Genomic DNA, 19,589 nt, shown 5'->3' on the forward strand with positions numbered 1-19,589 from the left:
TCAAAGGAATCCTCTTGACGAGGATCATAAATTTACTGGCTATTCGGCACGCTGTTGAGTTCTCAAAGAACACGCGCTCACCGTCACTCCGCACTGTTCCCAGTGGCGTCGATCCGGGGCTGGTGTCCCGCGCTCCGTTCCGGTCTGTCCGGCCCGTTCCGCGCTGGCAGAGAGAAAGTTACACGCCGCCCAACGCGGAGACAAATCGGGGTCCGGAAGGGCGGTTTGCGCAGGTAGGACCCCCTGCGAAGGCCCCGAAACCCGATCATGTGTGACCGGGACCACTCACACGAGTTTTCCGTGCGGCGAGGACGGCAGGTGCACGGCCACGGACAGACCCCCGCCGGGCACCGCCGAGGCGTGCACCTGACCCCCGTGAGCTGCGACGGCGGCCCGCACGATGGACAGGCCGAGGCCGGTGCCGGTGCGCGCGGTCCGGTCGGCGCCACCCCGGCGGAACGGCTCGAACAGCTCGTCGACCCGGTCGGGGGCGATGACGGGCCCCGAGGAGGAGACCCGGAGCAGGGTCCACTCGGGCCCGCCCTCGGTCTGCACGTCGATCCACCCGTTGGGCAGGTTGTGCCGGACGGCGTTCTCCAGGAGGTTGCCCGCGATCCGCTCCAGCAGGGCGGGGTCCCCGACGGCGGGCGCCGGGTTGGCGCGGAACGAGATCCGCACGCCGCGCTCCCCCGCCTCGCCCCGCACGGCCCGCCACGCGGACCCGACCACGGCGTTGAGGTCGACGGGCTCGTGGACCGCCAGCCCGAGCCCGTCCGTGCGGGCGAGCAGCAGCAGGGCGCTGACGAGTTGTTCGGCCCGCTCGGTGGCCGCCCGCACCACGGAGGCCATGCGGCGCAGCTCGGCGACGTCGGCGTCCGGGTCGGCCAGCGTCACGTCGAGCTCGGTGCGGACCACCGCGAGGGGGGTGCGCAGCTCGTGGGAGGCGTTGGCGACGAACCGGCGCTGGGACTCGAACGCGGCCTGGAGCCGGTCGAGCATCTCGTCGAAGGTGTCGGCCAGCTCGGCCACCTCGTCGCGGGGGCCGTCCAGGCGCAGGCGCTCCCCCAGCGACTCGGCGGACAGGCGGCGGGCCGCGTCGGTCACGTCGTGCACGGGTTGGAGGACGCGCCCGGTGATGGTCCAGGCGAGCAGCGCGGCGGCGGCCACCACGCACAGGAAAGCGACGGAGCCGGTCCTGAGCACGTCCTCGCGGGCCTGCTCGCCGAGGACGTCCATGAGCAGGGCGGCGTCGACCTCGCGCCCGTCGACGATGACCGTGCTGCCCTCGGCGAAGCGGGGGGAGGACGCGATGACCCGGCCGACGAGGAGCCAGCCGAGCAGGAGCAGCAGGCCGCTGACGAACGCGACCAGGCCGGTCGCGAGGAGGGTGAGGCGCGTCCGCAGCCCGGGTCCGCGCCTGCGGGCCAGCTCAGAGCTCAGCGGAGCCTGCCGTGGGCACCCGGTAGCCGGAGCCGACCACCGTGTCGATGATGCCGGGTTCGCCGAGCTTCTTGCGCAGGGTCATGACGGTGACCCGGACCGTGGTGGTGAACGGGTCGGCGTTCTCGTCCCACACGCGTTCGAGCAGCTCCTCGCTGGAGACCACGGAGCCCTTGGCGGCCAGGAGCACCTCGAGGACGCCGAACTCCTTGCGGGTCAGCTCGACGGGGCGGCCGGCGCGCCGCACGGTGCGGCGGGCGGGGTCCAGCTCGACGTCGCGGGCGGTGAGCAGGGGCGGGGTGGCGGGCGTGGCGCGGCGGGCCAGGGCGCGGACGCGGGCGACCAGCTCGGGGAACGCGAAGGGCTTGGCCAGGTAGTCGTCGGCGCCCAGGGACAGGCCGGCCACGCGGTCGTCCACGCCGGCGCTGGCGGTGAGCATCATGACCCTGGTGAGGGCGCCGGAGCTGAGGATCTCCTTGCAGAGCTCGTCGCCGGACATGCCGGGCAGGTCGCGGTCGAGCACGACCACGTCGTACCGGGTGACGGTCGACTTCTCGTGGCCCGTCTCGCCGTCGTAGGCGACGTCCACGGCCATGCCCTCGCGCCGCAGACCGCGCGCGATCGCGTCGGCCAGCGGCACCTCGTCCTCGACTACCAGGATCCGCACCTCACAAAGGTGCCACATCTTCCTGAGAGGCTGCTTAGTGAGGAACGGGGGAGTTCACGAGATCAAGAAAGGTTCACGGGATCAAGAGCGGTCGCTCGCCGCTGGGCAGGCCGCCGGGGGGAAGGGCGTGGGCTCGTGTTCCCCCGTACGGCCTGCCTGAGGCAACCGCGCTGTCAAGGGGTGTCGCGAAGGGCGTGCGACACCCCTTGACAAGCGCGGTGGGGCTGCGCCCAGGCCATACGGGGGAACACGAGTTGCCCCTGGTGTGGTCTGCGACGCGGTGTGGTGGTGGTTACTTCTCCGCTGTTGCGTTCAGGTCTGCCGGTTCTGCGGCGGCTACCCACTCGGTGATGCGTCGGGCCACGTCCTGGGCGGTCAGGCCGAGGTCGGCCAGGACTTCGTTGCGCTCGCCGTGCTGGTGGAACTGCTGGGGGATGCCCAGGTCGCGCAGCGGGACGTCCACCGAGGCGTCGCGCAGGGCGGCGGCCAGGGCCCAGCCGAAGCCGCCGTGCCTGCCGCCGTCCTCCACGGTGACGACCAGGCGGTGGGACGCGGCCAGGTGGATCAGGTCCTGCTGGACCGGGAAGATCCAGCGGGGGTCCACGACGGTGACGCCGATGCCCTGGTCGGCCAGGCGCTGGGCGGCGGCGACGCCGAGTTCGCCGAAGGCGCCCACGGCGATCAGGAGGACGTCGTCGCCCTCGCGGCGCAGGACGTCGACCGTGCCGACGCGTTCCAGGGCGGGCAGGTCGGGGCCCACCGACGCCTTGGGGTAGCGGATCACGGAGGGGGCGTCGGGGATCTGGACGGCCTCGCGCAGCTGTTCGCGCAGGGAGGCGGCGTCGCGGGGGGCGGCGACGTGGATGCCGGGGACCAGGCCGCAGATGGACAGGTCCCACATGCCGTGGTGGGAGGCGCCGTCGGGGCCGGTGATGCCGGCCCGGTCGAGCACGACGGTGACGCCCTGCCGGTGCATGGCCACGTCGAGGAGGAGCTGGTCGAACGCCCGGTTGAGGAAGGTCGCGTAGATGGCCACCACGGGGTGCATCCCGCCCATGGCGAGGCCGGCGGCGGAGGTCATGGCGTGCTGCTCGGCGATGCCGACGTCGAAGCAGCGGTCGGGGTAGAGGCCGGCGAACTTGTCCAGGCCCGTCGGACCGCGCATGGCCGCGGTGATGGCGACCAGGTCGGGGCGCTCGCCGCCGAGGGTGGCCAGCTCGTCGGCGAACACGTGGGTCCAGGTGCGCTTGGACGGGCCGATGTTCTCGCCGGTGATGGGGTCGATGACGCCGGTGGCGTGCATCTGGTCGGCCTCGTGGTTCTCCGCGGGGGCGAAGCCGTTGCCCTTGCGGGTGACGGTGTGCACGATGACCGGTCCGCCGAAGGACTTGGCGCGGCGCAGGGCCGACTCCAGGGCGGCGTGGTCGTGGCCGTCGACCGGGCCGATGTACTTGAGGCCGAGGTCCTCGAACATCGCCTGCGGGCTGATGGCGTCCTTGATGCCGCGCTTGGCCGCGTGCAGGGCCGCGTAGAGGGGCTTGCCGAGGATCGGGGCGGCCTGGATGGCGTTCTTGCCGCGTTCCAGGGCGCGCTCGTAGCCGGGCTGGAGGCGCAGGGAGGACAGGTGGTCGGCCAGGCCGCCGATGGTGGGCGAGTAGGAGCGGCCGTTGTCGTTGACCACGATCACCACGGGGCGGTCGGTGCCTGAGGCGATGTTGTTCAGCGCCTCCCAGCACATGCCACCGGTCAGGGCGCCGTCGCCGACGACGGCGACGACGTGCCGGCGCTGGCCGGTGAGCTGGTACGCCTTGGCCAGGCCGTCGGCGTAGGACAGGGCGGTCGAGGCGTGACTGTTCTCCTCGACGTCGTGCTCGCTCTCCGCCCGGGAGGGGTAGCCGGACAGGCCGCCCTTCTGGCGCAGGGTGTCGAAGCCCTCGCGGCGGCCGGTGAGGACCTTGTGCACGTAGCTCTGGTGCCCGGTGTCGAACACGACCGAGTCGTGCGGGGAGTCGAAGACCCGGTGCACGGCCATGGTGAGCTCGACGACGCCGAGGTTGGGCCCGAGGTGCCCGCCGGTGCGGGAGACCTTCTCGACGAGGAAGCGCCGGATCTCCTCGGCTAGGCGGACCAGCTCCTCGGCGCCGAGCCGTTTCAGGTCGGCCGGTCCGTGCACGGATTCCAGCAGCGTCACTCGCTCCACCTCGCCCTGTGGTTCCACTCCCCGTTTCGTCCGGTCAGTCTACGGACCACTCGCTGAGACGGTCGGTCGACGCGGTGGGCACCAGCAGCGCGACGCACTCCACGTGGTGCGTCATGGGGAAGGCGTCGAAGGCCCTGAGCCGGGCCAGCTCGTAGCCGTGCGCGGCGAACGCGGCGATGTCGCGGGCCAGGGCGGCCGGGTCGCACGCCACGTACACGACGCGGGAGGGGCGGCGGTCGGCGATCGCGGTGACGACCGCCTTGCCCGCGCCCTTGCGCGGCGGGTCGAGCACGACCACGTCGGGCGGCTGGTCGGTGAGGTCGGGGCCCTCCAGGACGGCTTCGGTGCGGCCGACGTGCCAGCTGACCTGCGGCAGGTCGGCCAGGTCCGTCCGGCCGTCGGCCACCGCGCGGGCCGAGGACTCCACCACGGCCACCGAGCCGGTCGCGCCGACCTGCCCGGCCAGCACGGAGGCGAACAGGCCCATGCCGCCGTAGAGGTCCCAGGCGTGTTCGCCGGGCCGGGCGGCCGCCCACTCCCCCACCACGCGGGCGAAGGTGTCCGCGGCGGCGGGGTGGACCTGCCAGAAGCCGTCCGCGCGCACCCGCCAGGTGCGGCCCGCGGCGCGCTCGGTGGCGATGCCGCTGCCCCGGCGGCGGCGGGCGGGGCCGGGCACGGGGCGGCGGCCGCGGGGGGTGGTGGGCGGGCCGATCTCGATCAGGTGGTCGTGGCCGTCGGCGTCGTGGGTGGCGACCAGCTCGGAGCCGGGCGGCCAGGTGCGGCCGAGCGCGCCGTCCAGGGCTCCGGGCACGGTGATGACGCAGTGGTCGACCGGGATCACCCGGTGGCTGCGGTGGGCGCGGAACCCGGGCCGGCCGCCGGGGCCGACGGCCAGGCGCACCCTGGTGCGCCAGTCCTCGGGGCCGCCGGGCAGGGCCTCGACGACGACCTCGCGGTCCAGGCCGGCCAGCCGCCGGAGCTGCTCGGCCACCACGGCGGCCTTCAGCGCGCGCTGCGCGGGCCACGAGGCGTGCTGCCAGTCGCACCCGCCGCACAGGCCGGGGCGGGCGAACGGGCACGGCGGCTCGACGCGGTCCGGGGACGCCTCGACGACCTCCACGGCGTCGCCGCGGCAGAACGAGCCGCCGGTGTCCTCGGTGATCCGGACCACGACGCGTTCGCCCGGCAGCGCGTGCCGGACGAACACCACGCGGCCCTCGTGCCGGGCCACGCAGTGCCCGCCGTGGGCGACCGCGCCGACCTCGACCTCGATGAGCCGCTGTTCCCAGGTGGTGCTCACGTGCGCTTCCGCTCCTCTTGACCGCGGTTGTCCAGGCCGCGGCGGACCGCGCCGGGCGGGACCACGTCGTCCTTGTGCATGACCTTCCTCGACGAGGCCAGCTGCCACGGCACGCTGGTGACCATGACCCCGGGCTGGAACAGCAGCCTGCCCTTGAGCCGCAGCGCGCTCTGGTTGTGCAGGAACTGCTCCCACCAGTGTCCCACCACGTACTCGGGGATGAACACGGTCACCACGTCGCGCGGGTTGTCGGTGCGCACGCGCCGCACGTAGTCCAGCACCGGCTTGGTGATCTCCCGGTAGGGCGACTCGATCACCTTCAGCGGCACCTTGAAGTTCTCCTTGCCCCAGTCCTGGACCAGGCGGCGGGTGTCGGCCTCGTCCACGTTCACCGTCACCGCCTCCAGGATGTCGGGTCGGGTGGCCTTGGCGTAGGCCAGGGCCCGCAATGTGGGCATGTGCAGCTTGGAGACCAGCACCATGGCGTGGTTGCGGGCGGGCAGCAGCTTCTGCCGCTCCTGCTGGCGCAGCTCCTCGGCGACCCGGTCGTAGTGCTTGCGGATCGCGGTCATCAGGGCGTAGATGGCCGCCATCACCGCGATCGCGATCCAGGCGCCCTTGGTGAACTTCGTGATCAGCACCACCACGAGCACCGACGCCGTCATGGCCAGGCCGAACCCGTTGATGGCCTGCGACCGGCGCATCCGGCGGCGGGCGTCCTCGTCGGTCTCGCCGGCCAGCAGCCGGTTCCAGTGCCGGATCATGCCCGCCTGGCTCATCGTGAACGAGACGAACACGCCCACGATGTAGAGCTGGATGAGCTTGGTGACCTCGGCGTCGAACGCCAGCACCAGGATGATCGCCGCGCCCGCGAGGAAGACGATGCCGTTGCTGAAGGCCAGCCGGTCGCCGCGGGTGTGCAGCTGGCGGGGCAGGTAGCGGTCCTGGGCGAGGATCGAGGCGAGCACCGGGAAGCCGTTGAACGCGGTGTTGGCCGCGAGCACGAGGATCAGCGCGGTGACGGTCGTGATGAAGAAGAAGCCGACCGGGAAGCCCTCGAACACCGCGCCCGCGATCTGGGCGATCATGGTCTTCTGCTCGTAGCCCTCGGGCGCGCCGACCAGCTGGTGCGCCGGGTCCTCGGCCATCTTCACGCCGGTGAGCTGGGCCAGCACGATCAGGCCCATCAGCATGGTGACCGCGATCAGGCCCATCAGCAGCAGCGTGGTGGCCGCGTTGCGCGACTTCGGCTTGCGGAACGCGGGCACGCCGTTGCTGATCGCCTCGACGCCGGTCAGCGCGGCGCAGCCGGAGGAGAACGCGCGCAGCACCAGGAACACGAACGCCAGGCCGACCAGGTGGTCGTCCTCGGCGCGCAGCTCGAAGCCGGCGCTCTCGGCGCGCAGGTCGTCGCCCGCGACGACGCCCCGGTACAGGCCGTAGCCGACCATGAGCAGGACGCCGGCCATGAACGCGTAGGTCGGCACCGCGAATGCGCTGCCCGATTCCCGGATACCCCGGAGGTTGACCGCGGTGAGCAGGACGATGGCGACCACCGCGAACTCGGCCTTGTGGGTGGCCACGAAGGGGATGGCCGAACCGATGTTCGCGGCGGCGGAGGAGATGGAGACGGCGACGGTGAGGATGTAGTCGACCAGCAGCGCGCTCGCGACCGTCAGCCCGGCCCGGCGACCCAGGTTGACCGTGGCCACCTCGTAGTCGCCACCGCCGGAGGGGTAGGCGTGGACGTTCTGCCGGTAGCTCGCCACCACCGTCAGCATGACGACGACCACGACCACGCCCACCCACGGCGCCAGCGAGTAGGCGGACAGCCCGGCGACCGAGAGGACCAGGAAGATCTCCTCCGGCGCGTAGGCCACGCTCGACATCGCGTCCGACGCGAAGACCGGCAGGGCGATGCGCTTGGGCAGCAGCGTGTGGGCTAGCCGATCGCTGCGGAACGGCCTGCCCACCAGGAGGCGTTTGGCCGCGGTTGCGAGCTTGGACACGGGGCGAAAGCGTAAGGGGTCCCCGTCCCCTGGTCGGAGTAGTCGTGGGTAGGTTCTGCGTAAATGTCGCTCAGGAGGCTTTCGTGCACGTGGTGATCATGGGGTGCGGCCGGGTGGGCTCCTCCCTGGCCAGGGCCCTGGAGCGCCTGGACCACCAGGTCGCGGTGATCGACAAGGACGTCCAGTCCTTCCGGCGGCTCGGCGCCGACTTCCACGGGCAGCAGGTCGTCGGCAACGGCTTCGACCAGCGGGTCCTCATCGAGGCGGGCATCGAGCGGGCCGGCGCGTTCGCGGCCGTGTCCAGCGGCGACAACTCGAACATCATCTCGGCGCGGGTGGCGCGGGAGACGTTCGCGGTGGAGGCCGTGGTCGCCCGCATCTACGACGAGAAGCGCGCCGCCGTCTACGAGCGGCTGGGCATCCCGACCGTGGCGACCGTGCCCTGGTCGACCGACCGGTTCCTGCGGATGCTGATCCCCGAGGGCACCGCCACGGTGTGGCGCGACCCGTCCGGCACGGTCGCGGTGCTGCCGCTGGACCTGCACGAGGACTGGGTGGGGCGCTCGGTGCGGGACCTCCAGCAGGTCACCGGCTGCCGGGTGGCGTTCATCATGCGGTTCGGCACGGGGGTGCTGCCGGACTCGAAGACGGTGCTCCAGGCCGATGACCAGGTGTACGTGGCGGCCCTGTCCGGCACCGTCACCGACGTGGCCGCCGCCGCGGCCCAGGCGCCCGAGGAGAGCTGAGTGCGTATCGCCATTGCCGGTGCCGGCGCGGTGGGCCGGTCGATCGCCGCGGAGCTGGTGGCCGACGGTCACCAGGTCATGCTGATCGAGCGGGACCGGAACCACTTCGAACCGCACACCGTGGACCAGGCCGAGTGGGTGCAGGCCGACGCCTGCGAGCTGTCCTCGCTGGAGGACGCCGGGATGCAGCTGTGCGACGTGGTGATCGCCGCGACCGGGGACGACAAGGTCAACCTGGTGGTGTCGCTGCTGGCCAAGACCGAGTTCGCGGTGCGGCGCGTGGTGGCCCGGGTGAACGACCCGGCCAACGAGTGGCTGTTCACCGAGTCGTGGGGCGTGGACGTGGCCGTCTCGACGCCGCGGATCCTGTCGGCGCTGGTCGAGGAGGCCGTGACGGTCGGTGACGTGGTGCGGCTGATGACGCTGCGGCAGGGGCAGGCGAACCTGGTGGAGATCACCCTGCCGGAGGACACGCCGCTGGCCGGGTCGCCGGTGAACTCGCTGGACCTGCCGCGGGACGCCGCCCTGGTCACCGTCCTGCGCGGCGGGAGGGTGATCGTGCCCTCGCCGGACGACACGCTGGAGGGCGGGGACGAGCTGCTGTTCGTGGCGGCGGCGGACGTGGAGCGGGAGATCCGGTCCTCGCTGGGCTACTGAGGGACCGGTGAGCGGGTGCGGGGGTCCCGGGAACGGGACCCCCGCGGCCGCTCAGCGCTCGTCGGGCCTCGCGACCACCCGGTCCTCGTCGGTCGGCCTGGGCGGGGTGGCCAGCTGCTGGTAGACGTCGGGCCGGCCCTCGGCCGCCTGCGCACGCAGGCGCTCCTCGGCCTCCCGGTTCTCCTCCTCCTCGCGGGCGATCGCCGCCTTGAGGCGCTTGTCCGACCGCCGCACCGCCCACACCGTCGCCACCAGCGCCACCGCCATCAGCGGGTAGCCCATGGCCAGCCGCGCCGCGGCCAGCCAGCCCACGGACGCCTCGTCGTACAGCCACCGCTGCACCGCGAACCGGGCGAAGAACACCAGCGCCCACACGAGCGTGGCGATGTCGTAGTCGCGGACGCTGGCGCGGTCCTTGCGCCACGCGCTGCCCTGGCCGTTGAGCATGTTCCAGATCACGCCCGCCAGCGGCCGGCGCACCAGGATCGACAGCACGAACGCGCCGCCGTAGACGAGGCTCTGCCAGATGCCGTACAGGAAGAAGCCCTTGGCGTCGCCGGTCCGGTAGGCGATGAACGCCGCGATGCCGACGCCGAACACCGCCGAGACGGCGGGCTGGACCGACCCCTTGCGCAGGGCCAGCACGACGCCGATGAGCACCGCCGAGCCGAGCGCGGCCCAGATCGCCGGTGTCAACCCGGCGAAGGCGTTCACCAGCACGAACACGACCACCGGGAGCGAGGAGAACGCCAGCCCGCTGACGCCGCCCATCTGCTCCAGCAGCGTGGGCTGCTTCTCCTTCTCATCAGCCTGTGTCATGAAGCGTTCTGCAGCTCGTAGTAGGGGTTGTAGAGCACCTTGCGGCCGTCGCGCACCGCGATCCGGCCCCTGGCCTTGATCGTGCGGCCCGGTTCGATGCCCGCGATCCGGCGGCGGCCCAGCCACACCAGCGTGACGCCCTCGGTGCCGTCGAACAGCTCGGCCTCCAGGGTGGCGGCGGCGTCGCGGGGGCAGAGTTCGACGCTGCGCAGCCTCCCGAGGACCGTCACCTCCTGCCCGGACTTGCAGTCACACGCCCGCACGGCTCCGACCGCCGCGACTTTTCGCGACAGGTCGTCGGCGTCCAACTCGCTTGCGTCGGCGCTCAGCCGACGCACGAGGCGGCGCCAATAGCCGCCCCCGGTACCAGTCATCCCCGACTCCAGGAGAGTGCGCGGGGCCTCGACAGCGAAGCCCGTCTGACAGCCAGGGTAACCAGCCACCCCCGATCGAGTATCCGACTGGGGGAGGATCTACGGCCATGAGCCCGTCGCCCGCCGTTCTCCTGCCCGGCACCGCGTCCGACGAGGTGTTCGTGGCCCGGGTGTTCGGGCGCCCGCTGGCCGAGGCCGGGTTCGCGCCGGCCACGCCCGCGGTGCGGGGGGTGCGGGAGTGCTTCGAGGCGCTGGACGCGGCCTGGTCGGGCACTCCCCTGCTGGTCGGGGGCATCTCGCTGGGCGCGCACGTGGCGACGGCGTGGGCGGTGCGGCACCCCGGGCGGTGCGCGGGCGTGCTGGCGGCGCTGCCCGCGTGGCTCGGCCCGGCGGGGGGCGCGCCGGCCGCGCTGGCGGCGGCGGCGAGCGCGGCGGCGGTGGAGGCCGCGGGGTTGGAGGCGGCGCTGACCGGCGTGGACGGGTGGCTCGGGGAGGAGCTGCGGCGCGCGTGGCCCCGGTACGGGGGGCGGCTGGCGGGCGTGCTGCGGGAGGCCGCGGGGTCGCGCGCGCCTACGGCGGCCGAGCTGGGCGGGGTGGTCGTGCCGGTGGGGGTCGCCGCGTGTGCCGACGACCCCGTTCACCCGTTGGCGATCGCCCGGACGTGGGTGGACGCCCTGCCTCGTGGCGCTCTGCGCACGACGACGTTGGCGGCGCTCGGCGCGGACCCGGAGTCGCTGGGCCGCGCCGCGCTCGCCGCGTACGCCGAGGCGTCGGGGATGGCCCTCCCGGGTTGAGCCGGTCGGACCGCCCCCGCCGGGTCAGCCCTGCTGCTGGGCCTGGATGTGCCGGGCGATGGCCTCGGGCAGCTCGACCGGCAGCGGTGTGCGCACCGGCATCGGCTGCTCACCGCGCACCACGACCGTGTCACGCATCAGCACGTACAGGGCCTGCGCCGCCGGGACGGCCATCTCCTCGTTCGGCGCCGCCGCGATGCCGCGCAGCATCCACCGGGGGCCGTCCACGCCCACCACGCGCAGGTGCACCTCGTTGTTGCGCGCCGAGATCTCCTCGCCCCACTCGCCGTTCTCCCGCAGGATGCGGAAGCCGTCGGACTTGAACTGGGCGATCATCTCGCCGCTGACCTCCGGCCACAGCCGGTCGTTGCGCGGCGCGGCGAACGCGCTCACGGTGAGCTGGCCGACACCGGTGAGCAGGTGCACGGCGCGCACCGCGCCCGCCTGGTCCATCTCCACCTGGAGCTGGGCCCCGTCCGGCACCGGCAGCCGGATCGAGCCCAGGTCGAGCCGGTTCAGGCCGTCGTCGGGGGCCTGCGACTCGTCGAACGGGCCCTCCTCGGGCCCGTCCTCGCCGTCGAACTCGGCCTCGGGTTGCGCCGTCCCCCGGTTCGCGGAGTGCCTACCGCGCTTGCGGCGCTTTCCGAACATCGCCTTCACCCCTCCGTCCGGGCGAGCACCTCGTGCCCGCCAGTAGAGCCGTAGCCGCCGGCCCCGCGCGCGGACCCGGGCAGCTCCTCGACCTCGCGGAACACGGCGTGCTCCACCTTCTGCACCACCAGCTGGGCGATCCGGTCACCGCGCGTGAGCACGATGGGCTCGCGCAGGTCGTGGTTGACCAGGCACACCCTGATCTCGCCCCGGTAGCCCGCGTCGATCGTGCCCGGTGTGTTGACCACGCTCAGCCCGACGCGCGCGGCGAGCCCCGAACGGGGGTGCACGAACGCGGCGTACCCCTCGGGCAGCGCGACGGAGATCCCGGTGCCGACCACGGCGCGCTCACCCGGTTCGATCACCACGTCGGCGGTCGTCACCAGGTCCGCGCCGGCATCACCCGGTCGGGCGTAGGCCGGGAGTGGCACTGAGGGATCGAGCCGGGACAGCAGGACCTCGACGCTGGGCACGGCGCGCGAGACTACCCTGGTGGTGTGAGCGAGAGTGCTGTGACCGCCCCGACCGCCTTCCGCGAGCGGTTGTTCGTGCCGTGGTGGGGCTGGCCGCTGCCGCTGGCCGCGGCGGCCCTGCTGGCCGCCGAGATCCACATGGGGTTCCCGGGCGTGCGGTCGTGGCTGCCCTACGTGGTCCTGCTGCCCCTGGCGGTGCTGCTGCTGGCGCGGCTGGGTTCGGTGAAGGTCGAGGTCTCCGGGGGCGAGCTGCGCGTCGGCGAGGCCCACGTGCCGCTGGAGCTGCTCGGCGAGGTCGAGGTGTTCGACGCGAAGGGCAAGCGCCGGGCCATGGGGCCGAACCTCGACCCGATGGCGTTCGTCGCCCACCGCGGGTGGGTGGGGCCGATGGTGCGGGTGCGGCTGGAGGACCCGCGGGACCCGACGCCGTACTGGCTGTTCAGCGTGCGGTCGGCGGAGGAGCTGGCGGCGGTGCTGCGGAAGCGGTGAGCGCCCGCGGTGGCGTTCGCCGGCGGCCCTGGGCCAACAGGACTGCCCCAACGGGACTGGGCGCCACCCCGGCGGAGGGGTGAGCGCCCAGGTCTGGTCGTCGGTGCTGGTGTCGGTACCGGTGCTGGTCTGGTCGTCGGTGCGGGCCTGGTGGTCGTCGGTGCCGGTTCGGTCGTCGGTGCCGGTCGGGCTCGGGCTCGGTCTGCTCAGGCGCAGTCGCGGCAGATGTACTGACCGCCGACTTCCTCGGCCAGCCTGCTGCGGTGGTGCACCAGGAAGCACTTCGAGCAGGTGAACTCGTCCGCCTGCTTGGGCAGGACCTTGAACGTGAGCTCCTCGCCGGACAGGTCCGCACCAGGCAGCTCGAAGTTCTCGGCGGTCGCGTCCTCGTCGATGTCGACGACCCCGGACTGCGTTTCGTTGCGCCGCGCCTTCAGCTCCTCGAGGGAGTCCTCAGCGAGTTCGTCCGCCTCGCTGCGACGCGGCGCGTCGTAGTCGGTCGCCATCTTTCCTTCACACCCCTGCGGTCAACGGAGACTGTTCGTTCGCTGGTTAACGTCCCAGCGCCCCTGTTTGTGCCCTCCGTCCCCAGTGACGGAGGTCTCGCTCTCGCGGCCGGGCGCCAACCCCCTGTCGTCGACGCTTCCCGGTGTCCGGCCCTGGGCGGAGCGCCGAGAGGGTAGCTCATTGTTCGGGCCGTCGTGCAGCGGGTTCCCCCTAATTGAGCAGAAGGGTGACAGGCCCTTCACACGCTGGCCCTATAGGCTCTGGGGAGGCAGTGACCACCCGTCCCGCACGCCCCACGGCGCCCTGAGCGCCGTCAACCGTCCGCGACCGGGTGACAACGGCGTGCCACCACCGGCCCGAGGCGCGGGGCGGTGGGGCGCGGCCTAGCCTGATCACCATCAGCACTGCGCCAGGGGGAGGTCGGCGGACGTGGGACCCGGTACGGGAGGAAACGGGTCGTCGCGGTACCGGAAGCGGCGGCCGTTGCCGGCGCTGGTCTTGTTCCTCGTGCTGGCCGTGACCGCGGTGGTGGTGTGGAACCGGGTGCTCTCCGAGGCCGGTGACGTGGACGCGGCGATCCGCTGCGACCCGCCCGGCGGGGCGCCCGCGTCGGGCGCGCCGGCGTCGACCACGCCGAGCCCGGGGACGGTGCTGGCGCACGACGCGCTGGACCGCACCGACCCGGTGCCGGCGGGCGAGGTCCACTTCCGGGTGTTCAACGCGAGCACGCAGCGCAACCAGGCGCGGTTCGTGGCGACGACCCTGGTGGAGATGGGGATGACCCAGGCGGCGGACCCGGGCAACGACCCGGTGTACCCGGCGCAGGACATGACCTGCCGCGGGCAGATCCGGTTCGGGGCGCCCGGCGCCGGTGCCGCGCGCACGCTGAGCCTGGTCGAGCCGTGCCTGGAGCTGGTGCGCGACGAGCGGCAGGACGCGACCGTGGACGTGGCGATCGGCAAGAAGTTCGGCGAGGTGAAGCCGAACAGCGACGCCCGCAAGGTGCTCGACCAGCTGGCCGCGTGGGCGGAGCAGCAGCCGGAGCAGCAGGGCGGCCAGGCCGCCGAGGCCGCCGCACCGCCGTCGCTGAACGCCGCGAACCTCCAGGGCGCGCGCGAAGTCCACTGCTGACCCCCGCGTCCTCCACCCGCCGTGCGCGGGGTGGAGGACGCGGTCGGGGTCAGATCCTGGCGAAGTCGGCCTCGACGAGGGCCTGGACGAGGGCCTCGGCGATGCCGGGCGCGGCGGCGAAGGTGGCGTCCGCCCCCAGGGCCGGGTGCTCCCCCGGCAGGTGGACCACGGCGCCCGCCTCGCGGGCGATCAGGGCCCCCGCGGCCCAGTCCCAGCGGTTGAGGGCGTGCTCGGCGTAGGCGTCCAGGCGGCCGGCGGCCACCGCGCACAGGTCCAGGGAGGCCGCGCCCGCCCGGCGCATGTCGCGGACCCGGGTGGACAGGGCGGCCCAGGTGTCGGCCTGCCGCTGTCGGCGGTCGGCCCGGTAGGAGAAGCCGTAACCCAGGAGGGACACGTCCAGGCGGGTGGCGTCGGAGACGGACAGGCGCCGGTCGTCCAGGAACGCGCCGCCGCCCGCCGAGGCGGTCCACAGGTGGCCGGTGGCCGGCTCGTAGACCACCCCCGCGATGGACTCGCCGTCGACCTGGGCGGCGAGCGAGACGGCGTAGTGGGGGATGCCGTAGAGGTAGTTCACCGTGCCGTCGATCGGGTCGACGACCCAGGTCAGGCCCTCGACGGCGGTCTCGCCGCCCTCCTCCTCGCCGAAGACCGGTTCACCCGGGCGCAGCGCCGCGAGCCGCCGGCGCACCAGCTGCTCGGCCGCCCGGTCGCCCGCCGTGACGACGTCGGTCGGGGTGCTCTTGGTGTCGACGTCCGCCACGGCGGAGTCGCGCATGTTCCTCGCCAGGTCACCGGCTTCGCGCGCGACGGCGGCGGCGATCCCGACCAGGGGGAGCGGATCGAAACGCAACTGTTCCTCCTGCGTCACTCTCACGGGACTATCGGAGAAGTGCAGGCTAATCTCAGCGGCCACGGTCACTGAATCGAGTAGGAAGGGCCACGGGGATGGGCATGACCCGCGGGTTCGGCGTGGACATCGGCGGCTCCGGCATCAAGGGCGGGCTCGTGGACCTGGAGGCGGGTGCACTGGAGGGCGAACGCCTGCGCATCACCACGCCGCAGCCGTCGACGCCGGACGCGGTCGCCGACGTGGTCGCCGAGATCGTCGAGAAGTTCGGCTGGGAGGGGCCGGTGGGCGTCACCCTGCCGTGCGTGGTGCAGCACGGCGTGGCCCGCTCCGCCGCCAACGTGGACAAGAAGTGGATCGGGACGGACGCCGCCGGGCTGTTCGCCGCCCGCCTGGGCCGGCCGAAGGAGCAGGTCGTCGTCATGAACGACGCCGACGCCGCGGGCGTGGCCGAGATGCGGTTCGGTTCCGGTCGGGACCGGAACGGGCTGGTGGTGCTGCTGACCTTCGGCACCGGCATCGGCAGCGCCCTGTTCCTGGACGGCAGGCTCGTCCCCAACACCGAGTTCGGGCACCTGGAGGTCGACGGCCACGACGCCGAGACCCGCGCGGCCGCCTCGGTGAAGGAGGACAAGGACCTGACCTGGGCGGAGTGGACGCCCCGGGTGTCCCGGTACATCTCGGTGCTGGAGAACCTGATCTGGCCGGACCTGGTCATCGCGGGCGGCGGGGTGAGCAAGAAGGCCGAGAAGTGGCTCCCGCTGCTGGAGGTGCGGACCGAGGTGGTGGCCGCGGCGCTGAAGAACGACGCGGGCATCGTCGGCGCGGCCGTGGCCGCCGCGCACGACCTGGCGCCCTGACCCACCCTGGGCTCCGCTCAGTACGGGGCCCTGAGCTGCGAGAACGCGTGTCGACCCCCTTCGGTGCACGGCGGGGCGCAACGGCACGCGGTTCTCGTCGTTACAATGGAACGGTGCCCCGCTGACGAACGATCCGGCGGGGGATCCCCCGTACTCCGGCGACCGAGGTTCGCGCCCTTCGGTTTGCCTTGATCGACAGTCGCGAAAGGGCGTACGTGGCAGCCGCGAAGACGACCCAGGCAGCTCAGGCTGACGCCGAGGAGACGCCCAAGGCCACCTCGGCGAGGAAGGCCCCGGCCAAGAAGCCGGTGGCGAAGACCGCCGCGGCGGGCAAGACGACGACGCGGGGACCGCGCAAGGCGGGAGCCAAGGCGGCGCCCGCCGGGCCGGCCAAGGCGAAGAAGGCGGACGGTGACGAGCCGGAGGGCCTCGAAGGGCCCGAGGGCGAGGACCTGGTCGACGACGTCGAACTGATCGACGAGCCGGTCGAGGAGGAGCCCGCCGAGGAGGAGGCCAAGCCCGGCGAGGGCGACTTCGTCTGGGACGAGGAGGAGTCGGAGGCCCTGCGGCAGGCCCGCAAGGACGCCGAGCTGACGGCCTCCGCCGACTCGGTCCGCGCCTACCTCAAGCAGATCGGCAAGGTCGCCCTGCTCAACGCGGAGGAGGAGGTCGAGCTCGCCAAGCGCATCGAGGCCGGCCTCTACGCCGCGGAGCGGGTGCGCCGCGCCGAGGACGAGAGCGAGAAGCTCACCCCGCAGCTGCGCCGCGACCTGCGGTGGATCGTGCGGGACGGCGAGCGGGCCAAGAACCACCTGCTGGAGGCCAACCTCCGCCTGGTGGTGTCGCTGGCCAAGCGCTACACCGGTCGCGGCATGGCGTTCCTGGACCTGATCCAGGAGGGCAACCTGGGCCTGATCCGCGCGGTGGAGAAGTTCGACTACACCAAGGGCTACAAGTTCTCGACGTACGCCACGTGGTGGATCCGCCAGGCGATCACCCGCGCGATGGCCGACCAGGCCCGCACCATCCGCATCCCGGTGCACATGGTCGAGGTCATCAACAAGCTCGGCCGCATACAGCGTGAACTGCTCCAGGACCTGGGCCGCGAGCCCACCCCGGAGGAGCTGGCCAAGGAAATGGACATCACCCCGGAGAAGGTGCTGGAGATCCAGCAGTACGCCCGGGAGCCCATCTCGCTGGACCAGACGATCGGCGACGAGGGCGACAGCCAGCTCGGTGACTTCATCGAGGACTCCGAGGCCGTGGTGGCGGTGGACGCGGTGTCGTTCACGCTGCTCCAGGACCAGCTCCAGTCGGTGCTGGCGACGCTGTCCGAGCGCGAGGCGGGCGTGGTGCGGCTGCGGTTCGGCCTCACCGACGGCCAGCCGCGGACGCTGGACGAGATCGGCCAGGTCTACGGGGTGACGCGGGAGCGCATCCGGCAGATCGAGTCGAAGACGATGTCGAAGCTGCGCCACCCGTCCCGCTCGCAGGTGCTGCGCGACTACCTGGACTAGGCGACGGATCGAGCGAACGCCCCCCGACCACATCGGTCGGGGGGCTTTTCGCGGTGCGGTGACGAGCCGGTGAACCGGACGAAGACGTCCGGATGGTGGAACACGAGGGCGTGTTCGCTCTGGGCTGACCGAAGTGTCACCGATCACACCGGAGCGCTCCCGACGCCCACCTTTCGGCCCAGCGGCGGTGATCCCGATGCCGTATCCGCAGGTCGGAAACCCGTGGCGCGACAGCGGAAAGTGAGGACGCACCCGGTGAACCCGCGGCAGGTCGCAGGTTCGAACCACTCGACCGCCGGGTAGAGGGACAGTGACGCGGGTCGCCACGGCCCAGGGAACACTGACTTACGCCCGTGCGTCTGCAAGAGTGGAAGCAGCGAACACGGCGCACCCGCCAGATGCGAGGTGGTCGCAGCTAGGTGTGAGGGCACCGATCCCCGGTGCCGGGACGGAGGGAGATTTCCATGACTACCACGCTCACCCGCCCCGCGTTGACCGCTGCCGACCGCTGCGACCGCTGCGGGGCCGCTGCCCAGGTTCGCGCCGTACTCCCCTCCGGGGGCGAGCTGCTGTTCTGCGGGCACCACGCCCGCGAGCACAGCACGAAGCTGCGCGAGCTCGCTGCCGAGTTGCAGCAGGGCTGAACACCGCGAGCCGCCCTCGGCTCGTGGCACCCTAGCCGTCTGGGGCGGGGATCCCACCGGGATCCCCGCCCCCTGCATGTCCGGCCCTCGAGGACCGTTCCCGGATCCCGGGAACGGGTCGGCCCCCGGGAACGGGTCCGGGGGCCTGGGAACGGGTCCGGCCCGAGGACGGGTTCGGCCCGGGAACGGGTCGGGGTCTGGGAACGGGTTCGGCCCGGGGACCGGTCGGGGCCTGGGAACGGACCGGACACCGGGAACGGGTCCGGCCCGGGGAGCGGGTCCGGGAACGGGTCAGACCTCGCCCAGCACGGGCTCGAAGGCCAGTTCGGCCGCCCCGACGAGCTTCGCGTCCCGGCCCAGCGGTGACGACTCGATGCGGGTGCCGCCGACCGCGCGCGACACCAGGGACCGCTCCTGCACGGTCCGCCGCAACCGGTCCACCAAGGACTCGGGCAGCGCGGTGAACAGGTCCCCCAGCACCACCAGCTCGGGCCCCAGCATGTTGACCGCGGTCACCAGGCCCATGGCCAGCCACTCGGTGAACTCGCCGAGGCGGTGCGCCACCGAGTCCGGCGAGCCCGCCAGCGAGCGCAGCTCGGCCACCACGGCGCCGCGCGGGGAGTCCTCGGGCAGCGCCAGCGCCCGGCACAGGGCCGCCTCGCCGACCTCGGTCTCCCAGCAGCCGTGGCAGCCGCAGTAGCAGCGCCTGCCGCCGGGGCGGACCACCATGTGGCCCAGCTCGCCCACGTAGCCGCCGGTGCCGCGCAGCGGTTGCCCGCTGGAGATGACGCCGCCGCCGATGCCGACGTCGGCGGAGATGTAGACGACGTCGGACGAGCCGCGGGCGGCGCCCCGGGTGTGCTCGGCCAGCGCGCCGAGCTCCGCGTCGTTGCCGATCTGCACGGGCACCTTCAGCACCGCGGCCAGCCGCTCGCCCAGGGCCACGTCGGTCCAGTGCAGGTTGGGCGCCTCGTGCACGAGCCCGTCCGAGCGGCGCACCACGCCGGGCACGGACACGCCGACCCCGACGGCCCGCGCGTCCAGCTCGTCGGCCAGCAGCTTGGCCGAGTCGGCGATGTGCGTGATCACCTCGCCGGGGTCGCGGGACCGGTGGTGCAGGTTCCACGAGTCCCGGCCGAGGATGTCGCCGCCCAGGCCCACCATGGCCATCGCCACCTGCTCGACGCGGATGTCGATGGCCATGACCACGGCGGCGTGGGGTTGGGGCAGCACCAGCAGGGACGGGCGGCCCGCGCCGGAGCGCTGGGCGGGCACCCGCTCGGCGACCACACCGGACTCGGCCAGGCCGTCCACCAGGGCTTTGATCGTGCTGCGGTTGAGACCCAGCTCAGCCGCCAGCGACGCCCTGGTGGACGGTCCGTCCACGTGCAGCCGGCGCAGCAGCGCCGAGCGGTTGTGCCTGCGGACCTCGTCCGGCCGGGCACCCGCGGTCGGTGAACTCAC

At 72.8% G+C, this 19,589-nt stretch carries 20 protein-coding genes; 8 read left to right on the top strand and 12 right to left on the bottom strand.

What is annotated here, in order from left to right; all coding sequences use genetic code 11:
- Positions 1 to 285: 285 nt before the first annotated feature.
- The 5 genes from Q5530_RS13510 to Q5530_RS13530 all read right to left on the bottom strand — a co-directional run bounded on the left by Q5530_RS13510 (position 286) and on the right by Q5530_RS13530 (position 7,616).
- On the bottom strand, positions 286 to 1,440 hold the full coding sequence (locus Q5530_RS13510) for a sensor histidine kinase (protein ID WP_415363053.1): 1,155 nt from the start codon (positions 1,438 to 1,440) through the stop codon (positions 286 to 288).
- Positions 1,430 to 2,107: a response regulator transcription factor gene (locus Q5530_RS13515; protein ID WP_380643683.1), complete on the bottom strand. Its 678-nt coding sequence runs from the start codon at positions 2,105 to 2,107 to the stop codon at positions 1,430 to 1,432. Before Q5530_RS13515 ends, Q5530_RS13510 begins: the two co-directional genes overlap by 11 nt.
- Positions 2,108 to 2,399: 292 nt before the next feature.
- Complete coding sequence (gene dxs, locus Q5530_RS13520; RefSeq protein ID WP_415362542.1) at positions 2,400 to 4,298, bottom strand: 1-deoxy-D-xylulose-5-phosphate synthase; 1,899 nt, start codon at positions 4,296 to 4,298, stop codon at positions 2,400 to 2,402.
- 43 nt (positions 4,299 to 4,341) lie between these two features.
- The gene (locus Q5530_RS13525; protein WP_415362543.1) at positions 4,342 to 5,607 is read right to left on the bottom strand and encodes a class I SAM-dependent RNA methyltransferase; all 1,266 of its coding nucleotides are present in this window, start codon (positions 5,605 to 5,607) and stop codon (positions 4,342 to 4,344) included.
- Positions 5,604 to 7,616 carry an APC family permease gene (locus tag Q5530_RS13530; RefSeq protein WP_415362544.1) on the bottom strand — a complete coding sequence of 671 codons (2,013 nt, stop codon included), beginning with the start codon at positions 7,614 to 7,616 and terminating at the stop codon, positions 5,604 to 5,606. The genes Q5530_RS13525 and Q5530_RS13530 overlap by 4 nt, the downstream gene beginning before the upstream one ends.
- 83 nt (positions 7,617 to 7,699) lie before the next feature.
- Between Q5530_RS13530 and Q5530_RS13535 the strand changes: the two genes are divergently transcribed.
- Entirely contained in the window at positions 7,700 to 8,362 is a 663-nt protein-coding gene (locus Q5530_RS13535; protein ID WP_380643673.1) for a potassium channel family protein, read from the top strand.
- Complete coding sequence (locus Q5530_RS13540; RefSeq protein WP_380643671.1) at positions 8,363 to 9,019, top strand: potassium channel family protein; 657 nt, start codon at positions 8,363 to 8,365, stop codon at positions 9,017 to 9,019.
- Between the two features lie 51 nt (positions 9,020 to 9,070).
- Here Q5530_RS13540 and Q5530_RS13545 read toward each other — a convergent pair whose 3' ends face one another.
- The gene (locus Q5530_RS13545; RefSeq protein WP_415362545.1) at positions 9,071 to 9,838 is read right to left on the bottom strand and encodes a DUF3159 domain-containing protein; all 768 of its coding nucleotides are present in this window, start codon (positions 9,836 to 9,838) and stop codon (positions 9,071 to 9,073) included.
- Positions 9,835 to 10,212, bottom strand: a complete 378-nt coding sequence (locus tag Q5530_RS13550; RefSeq protein WP_415362546.1) for an OB-fold nucleic acid binding domain-containing protein — start codon at positions 10,210 to 10,212, stop codon at positions 9,835 to 9,837. The genes Q5530_RS13545 and Q5530_RS13550 overlap by 4 nt, the downstream gene beginning before the upstream one ends.
- A gap of 107 nt (positions 10,213 to 10,319) precedes the next feature.
- Between Q5530_RS13550 and Q5530_RS13555 the strand changes: the two genes are divergently transcribed.
- Entirely contained in the window at positions 10,320 to 11,006 is a 687-nt protein-coding gene (locus Q5530_RS13555) for an alpha/beta hydrolase (protein ID WP_415362547.1), read from the top strand.
- Positions 11,007 to 11,030: 24 nt separating this feature from the next.
- Here the strand turns inward: Q5530_RS13555 and Q5530_RS13560 are convergent, their stop codons facing one another.
- Positions 11,031 to 11,657 carry a DUF3710 domain-containing protein gene (locus Q5530_RS13560; RefSeq protein WP_415362548.1) on the bottom strand — a complete coding sequence of 209 codons (627 nt, stop codon included), beginning with the start codon at positions 11,655 to 11,657 and terminating at the stop codon, positions 11,031 to 11,033.
- A 5-nt stretch (positions 11,658 to 11,662) separates the two neighbouring features.
- Positions 11,663 to 12,130, bottom strand: coding sequence for a dUTP diphosphatase (gene dut, locus Q5530_RS13565; protein WP_380636471.1), 468 nt, complete (start codon positions 12,128 to 12,130; stop codon positions 11,663 to 11,665).
- Positions 12,131 to 12,154: 24 nt separating this feature from the next.
- On the opposite strand from dut, the gene Q5530_RS13570 reads away from it, so the two are divergent.
- On the top strand, positions 12,155 to 12,619 hold the full coding sequence (locus Q5530_RS13570; protein WP_415362549.1) for a DUF3093 domain-containing protein: 465 nt from the start codon (positions 12,155 to 12,157) through the stop codon (positions 12,617 to 12,619).
- 206 nt (positions 12,620 to 12,825) lie between these two features.
- Here the strand turns inward: Q5530_RS13570 and Q5530_RS13575 are convergent, their stop codons facing one another.
- Positions 12,826 to 13,125, bottom strand: a complete 300-nt coding sequence (locus Q5530_RS13575; RefSeq protein ID WP_344042363.1) for a DUF4193 domain-containing protein — start codon at positions 13,123 to 13,125, stop codon at positions 12,826 to 12,828.
- A 430-nt stretch (positions 13,126 to 13,555) separates the two neighbouring features.
- Between Q5530_RS13575 and cei the strand changes: the two genes are divergently transcribed.
- Complete coding sequence (gene cei, locus Q5530_RS13580) at positions 13,556 to 14,257, top strand: envelope integrity protein Cei (protein WP_415362550.1); 702 nt, start codon at positions 13,556 to 13,558, stop codon at positions 14,255 to 14,257.
- A gap of 49 nt (positions 14,258 to 14,306) precedes the next feature.
- On the opposite strand, the gene Q5530_RS13585 is transcribed toward cei, so the two are convergent.
- Complete coding sequence (locus Q5530_RS13585; protein WP_415362551.1) at positions 14,307 to 15,107, bottom strand: inositol monophosphatase family protein; 801 nt, start codon at positions 15,105 to 15,107, stop codon at positions 14,307 to 14,309.
- Positions 15,108 to 15,202: 95 nt separating this feature from the next.
- Between Q5530_RS13585 and ppgK the strand changes: the two genes are divergently transcribed.
- The 3 genes from ppgK (at position 15,203) to Q5530_RS13600 (ending at position 18,125) form a co-directional block, all read left to right on the top strand.
- The gene (ppgK, locus tag Q5530_RS13590) at positions 15,203 to 15,964 is read left to right on the top strand and encodes a polyphosphate--glucose phosphotransferase (protein ID WP_380636463.1); all 762 of its coding nucleotides are present in this window, start codon (positions 15,203 to 15,205) and stop codon (positions 15,962 to 15,964) included.
- Positions 15,965 to 16,179: 215 nt separating this feature from the next.
- Positions 16,180 to 17,481, top strand: coding sequence for an RNA polymerase sigma factor (locus Q5530_RS13595; RefSeq protein WP_380636461.1), 1,302 nt, complete (start codon positions 16,180 to 16,182; stop codon positions 17,479 to 17,481).
- Between the two features lie 464 nt (positions 17,482 to 17,945).
- Positions 17,946 to 18,125, top strand: a complete 180-nt coding sequence (locus Q5530_RS13600) for a hypothetical protein (protein ID WP_015800348.1) — start codon at positions 17,946 to 17,948, stop codon at positions 18,123 to 18,125.
- Between the two features lie 291 nt (positions 18,126 to 18,416).
- Here the strand turns inward: Q5530_RS13600 and Q5530_RS13605 are convergent, their stop codons facing one another.
- The gene (locus tag Q5530_RS13605) at positions 18,417 to 19,589 is read right to left on the bottom strand and encodes an ROK family protein (protein WP_380636459.1); all 1,173 of its coding nucleotides are present in this window, start codon (positions 19,587 to 19,589) and stop codon (positions 18,417 to 18,419) included.

The sequence above is a fragment of the Saccharothrix sp. BKS2 genome, assembly GCF_047689505.1.
In the GTDB taxonomy this organism is placed as follows: domain Bacteria; phylum Actinomycetota; class Actinomycetes; order Mycobacteriales; family Pseudonocardiaceae; genus Actinosynnema; species Actinosynnema lopnurensis.

Coding starts and splice junctions, on each gene's coding strand:
- Q5530_RS13545 (WP_415362545.1), bottom strand. CDS start 9,838: ATGACACAGGCTGATGAGAAGGAGAAGCAGCCCACGCTGCTGGAGCAG.
- Q5530_RS13550 (WP_415362546.1), bottom strand. CDS start 10,212: ATGACTGGTACCGGGGGCGGCTATTGGCGCCGCCTCGTGCGTCGGCTG.
- Q5530_RS13555 (WP_415362547.1), top strand. CDS start 10,320: ATGAGCCCGTCGCCCGCCGTTCTCCTGCCCGGCACCGCGTCCGACGAG.
- Q5530_RS13560 (WP_415362548.1), bottom strand. CDS start 11,657: ATGTTCGGAAAGCGCCGCAAGCGCGGTAGGCACTCCGCGAACCGGGGG.
- Q5530_RS13575 (WP_344042363.1), bottom strand. CDS start 13,125: ATGGCGACCGACTACGACGCGCCGCGTCGCAGCGAGGCGGACGAACTC.
- ppgK (WP_380636463.1), top strand. CDS start 15,203: ATGGGCATGACCCGCGGGTTCGGCGTGGACATCGGCGGCTCCGGCATC.
- Q5530_RS13600 (WP_015800348.1), top strand. CDS start 17,946: ATGACTACCACGCTCACCCGCCCCGCGTTGACCGCTGCCGACCGCTGC.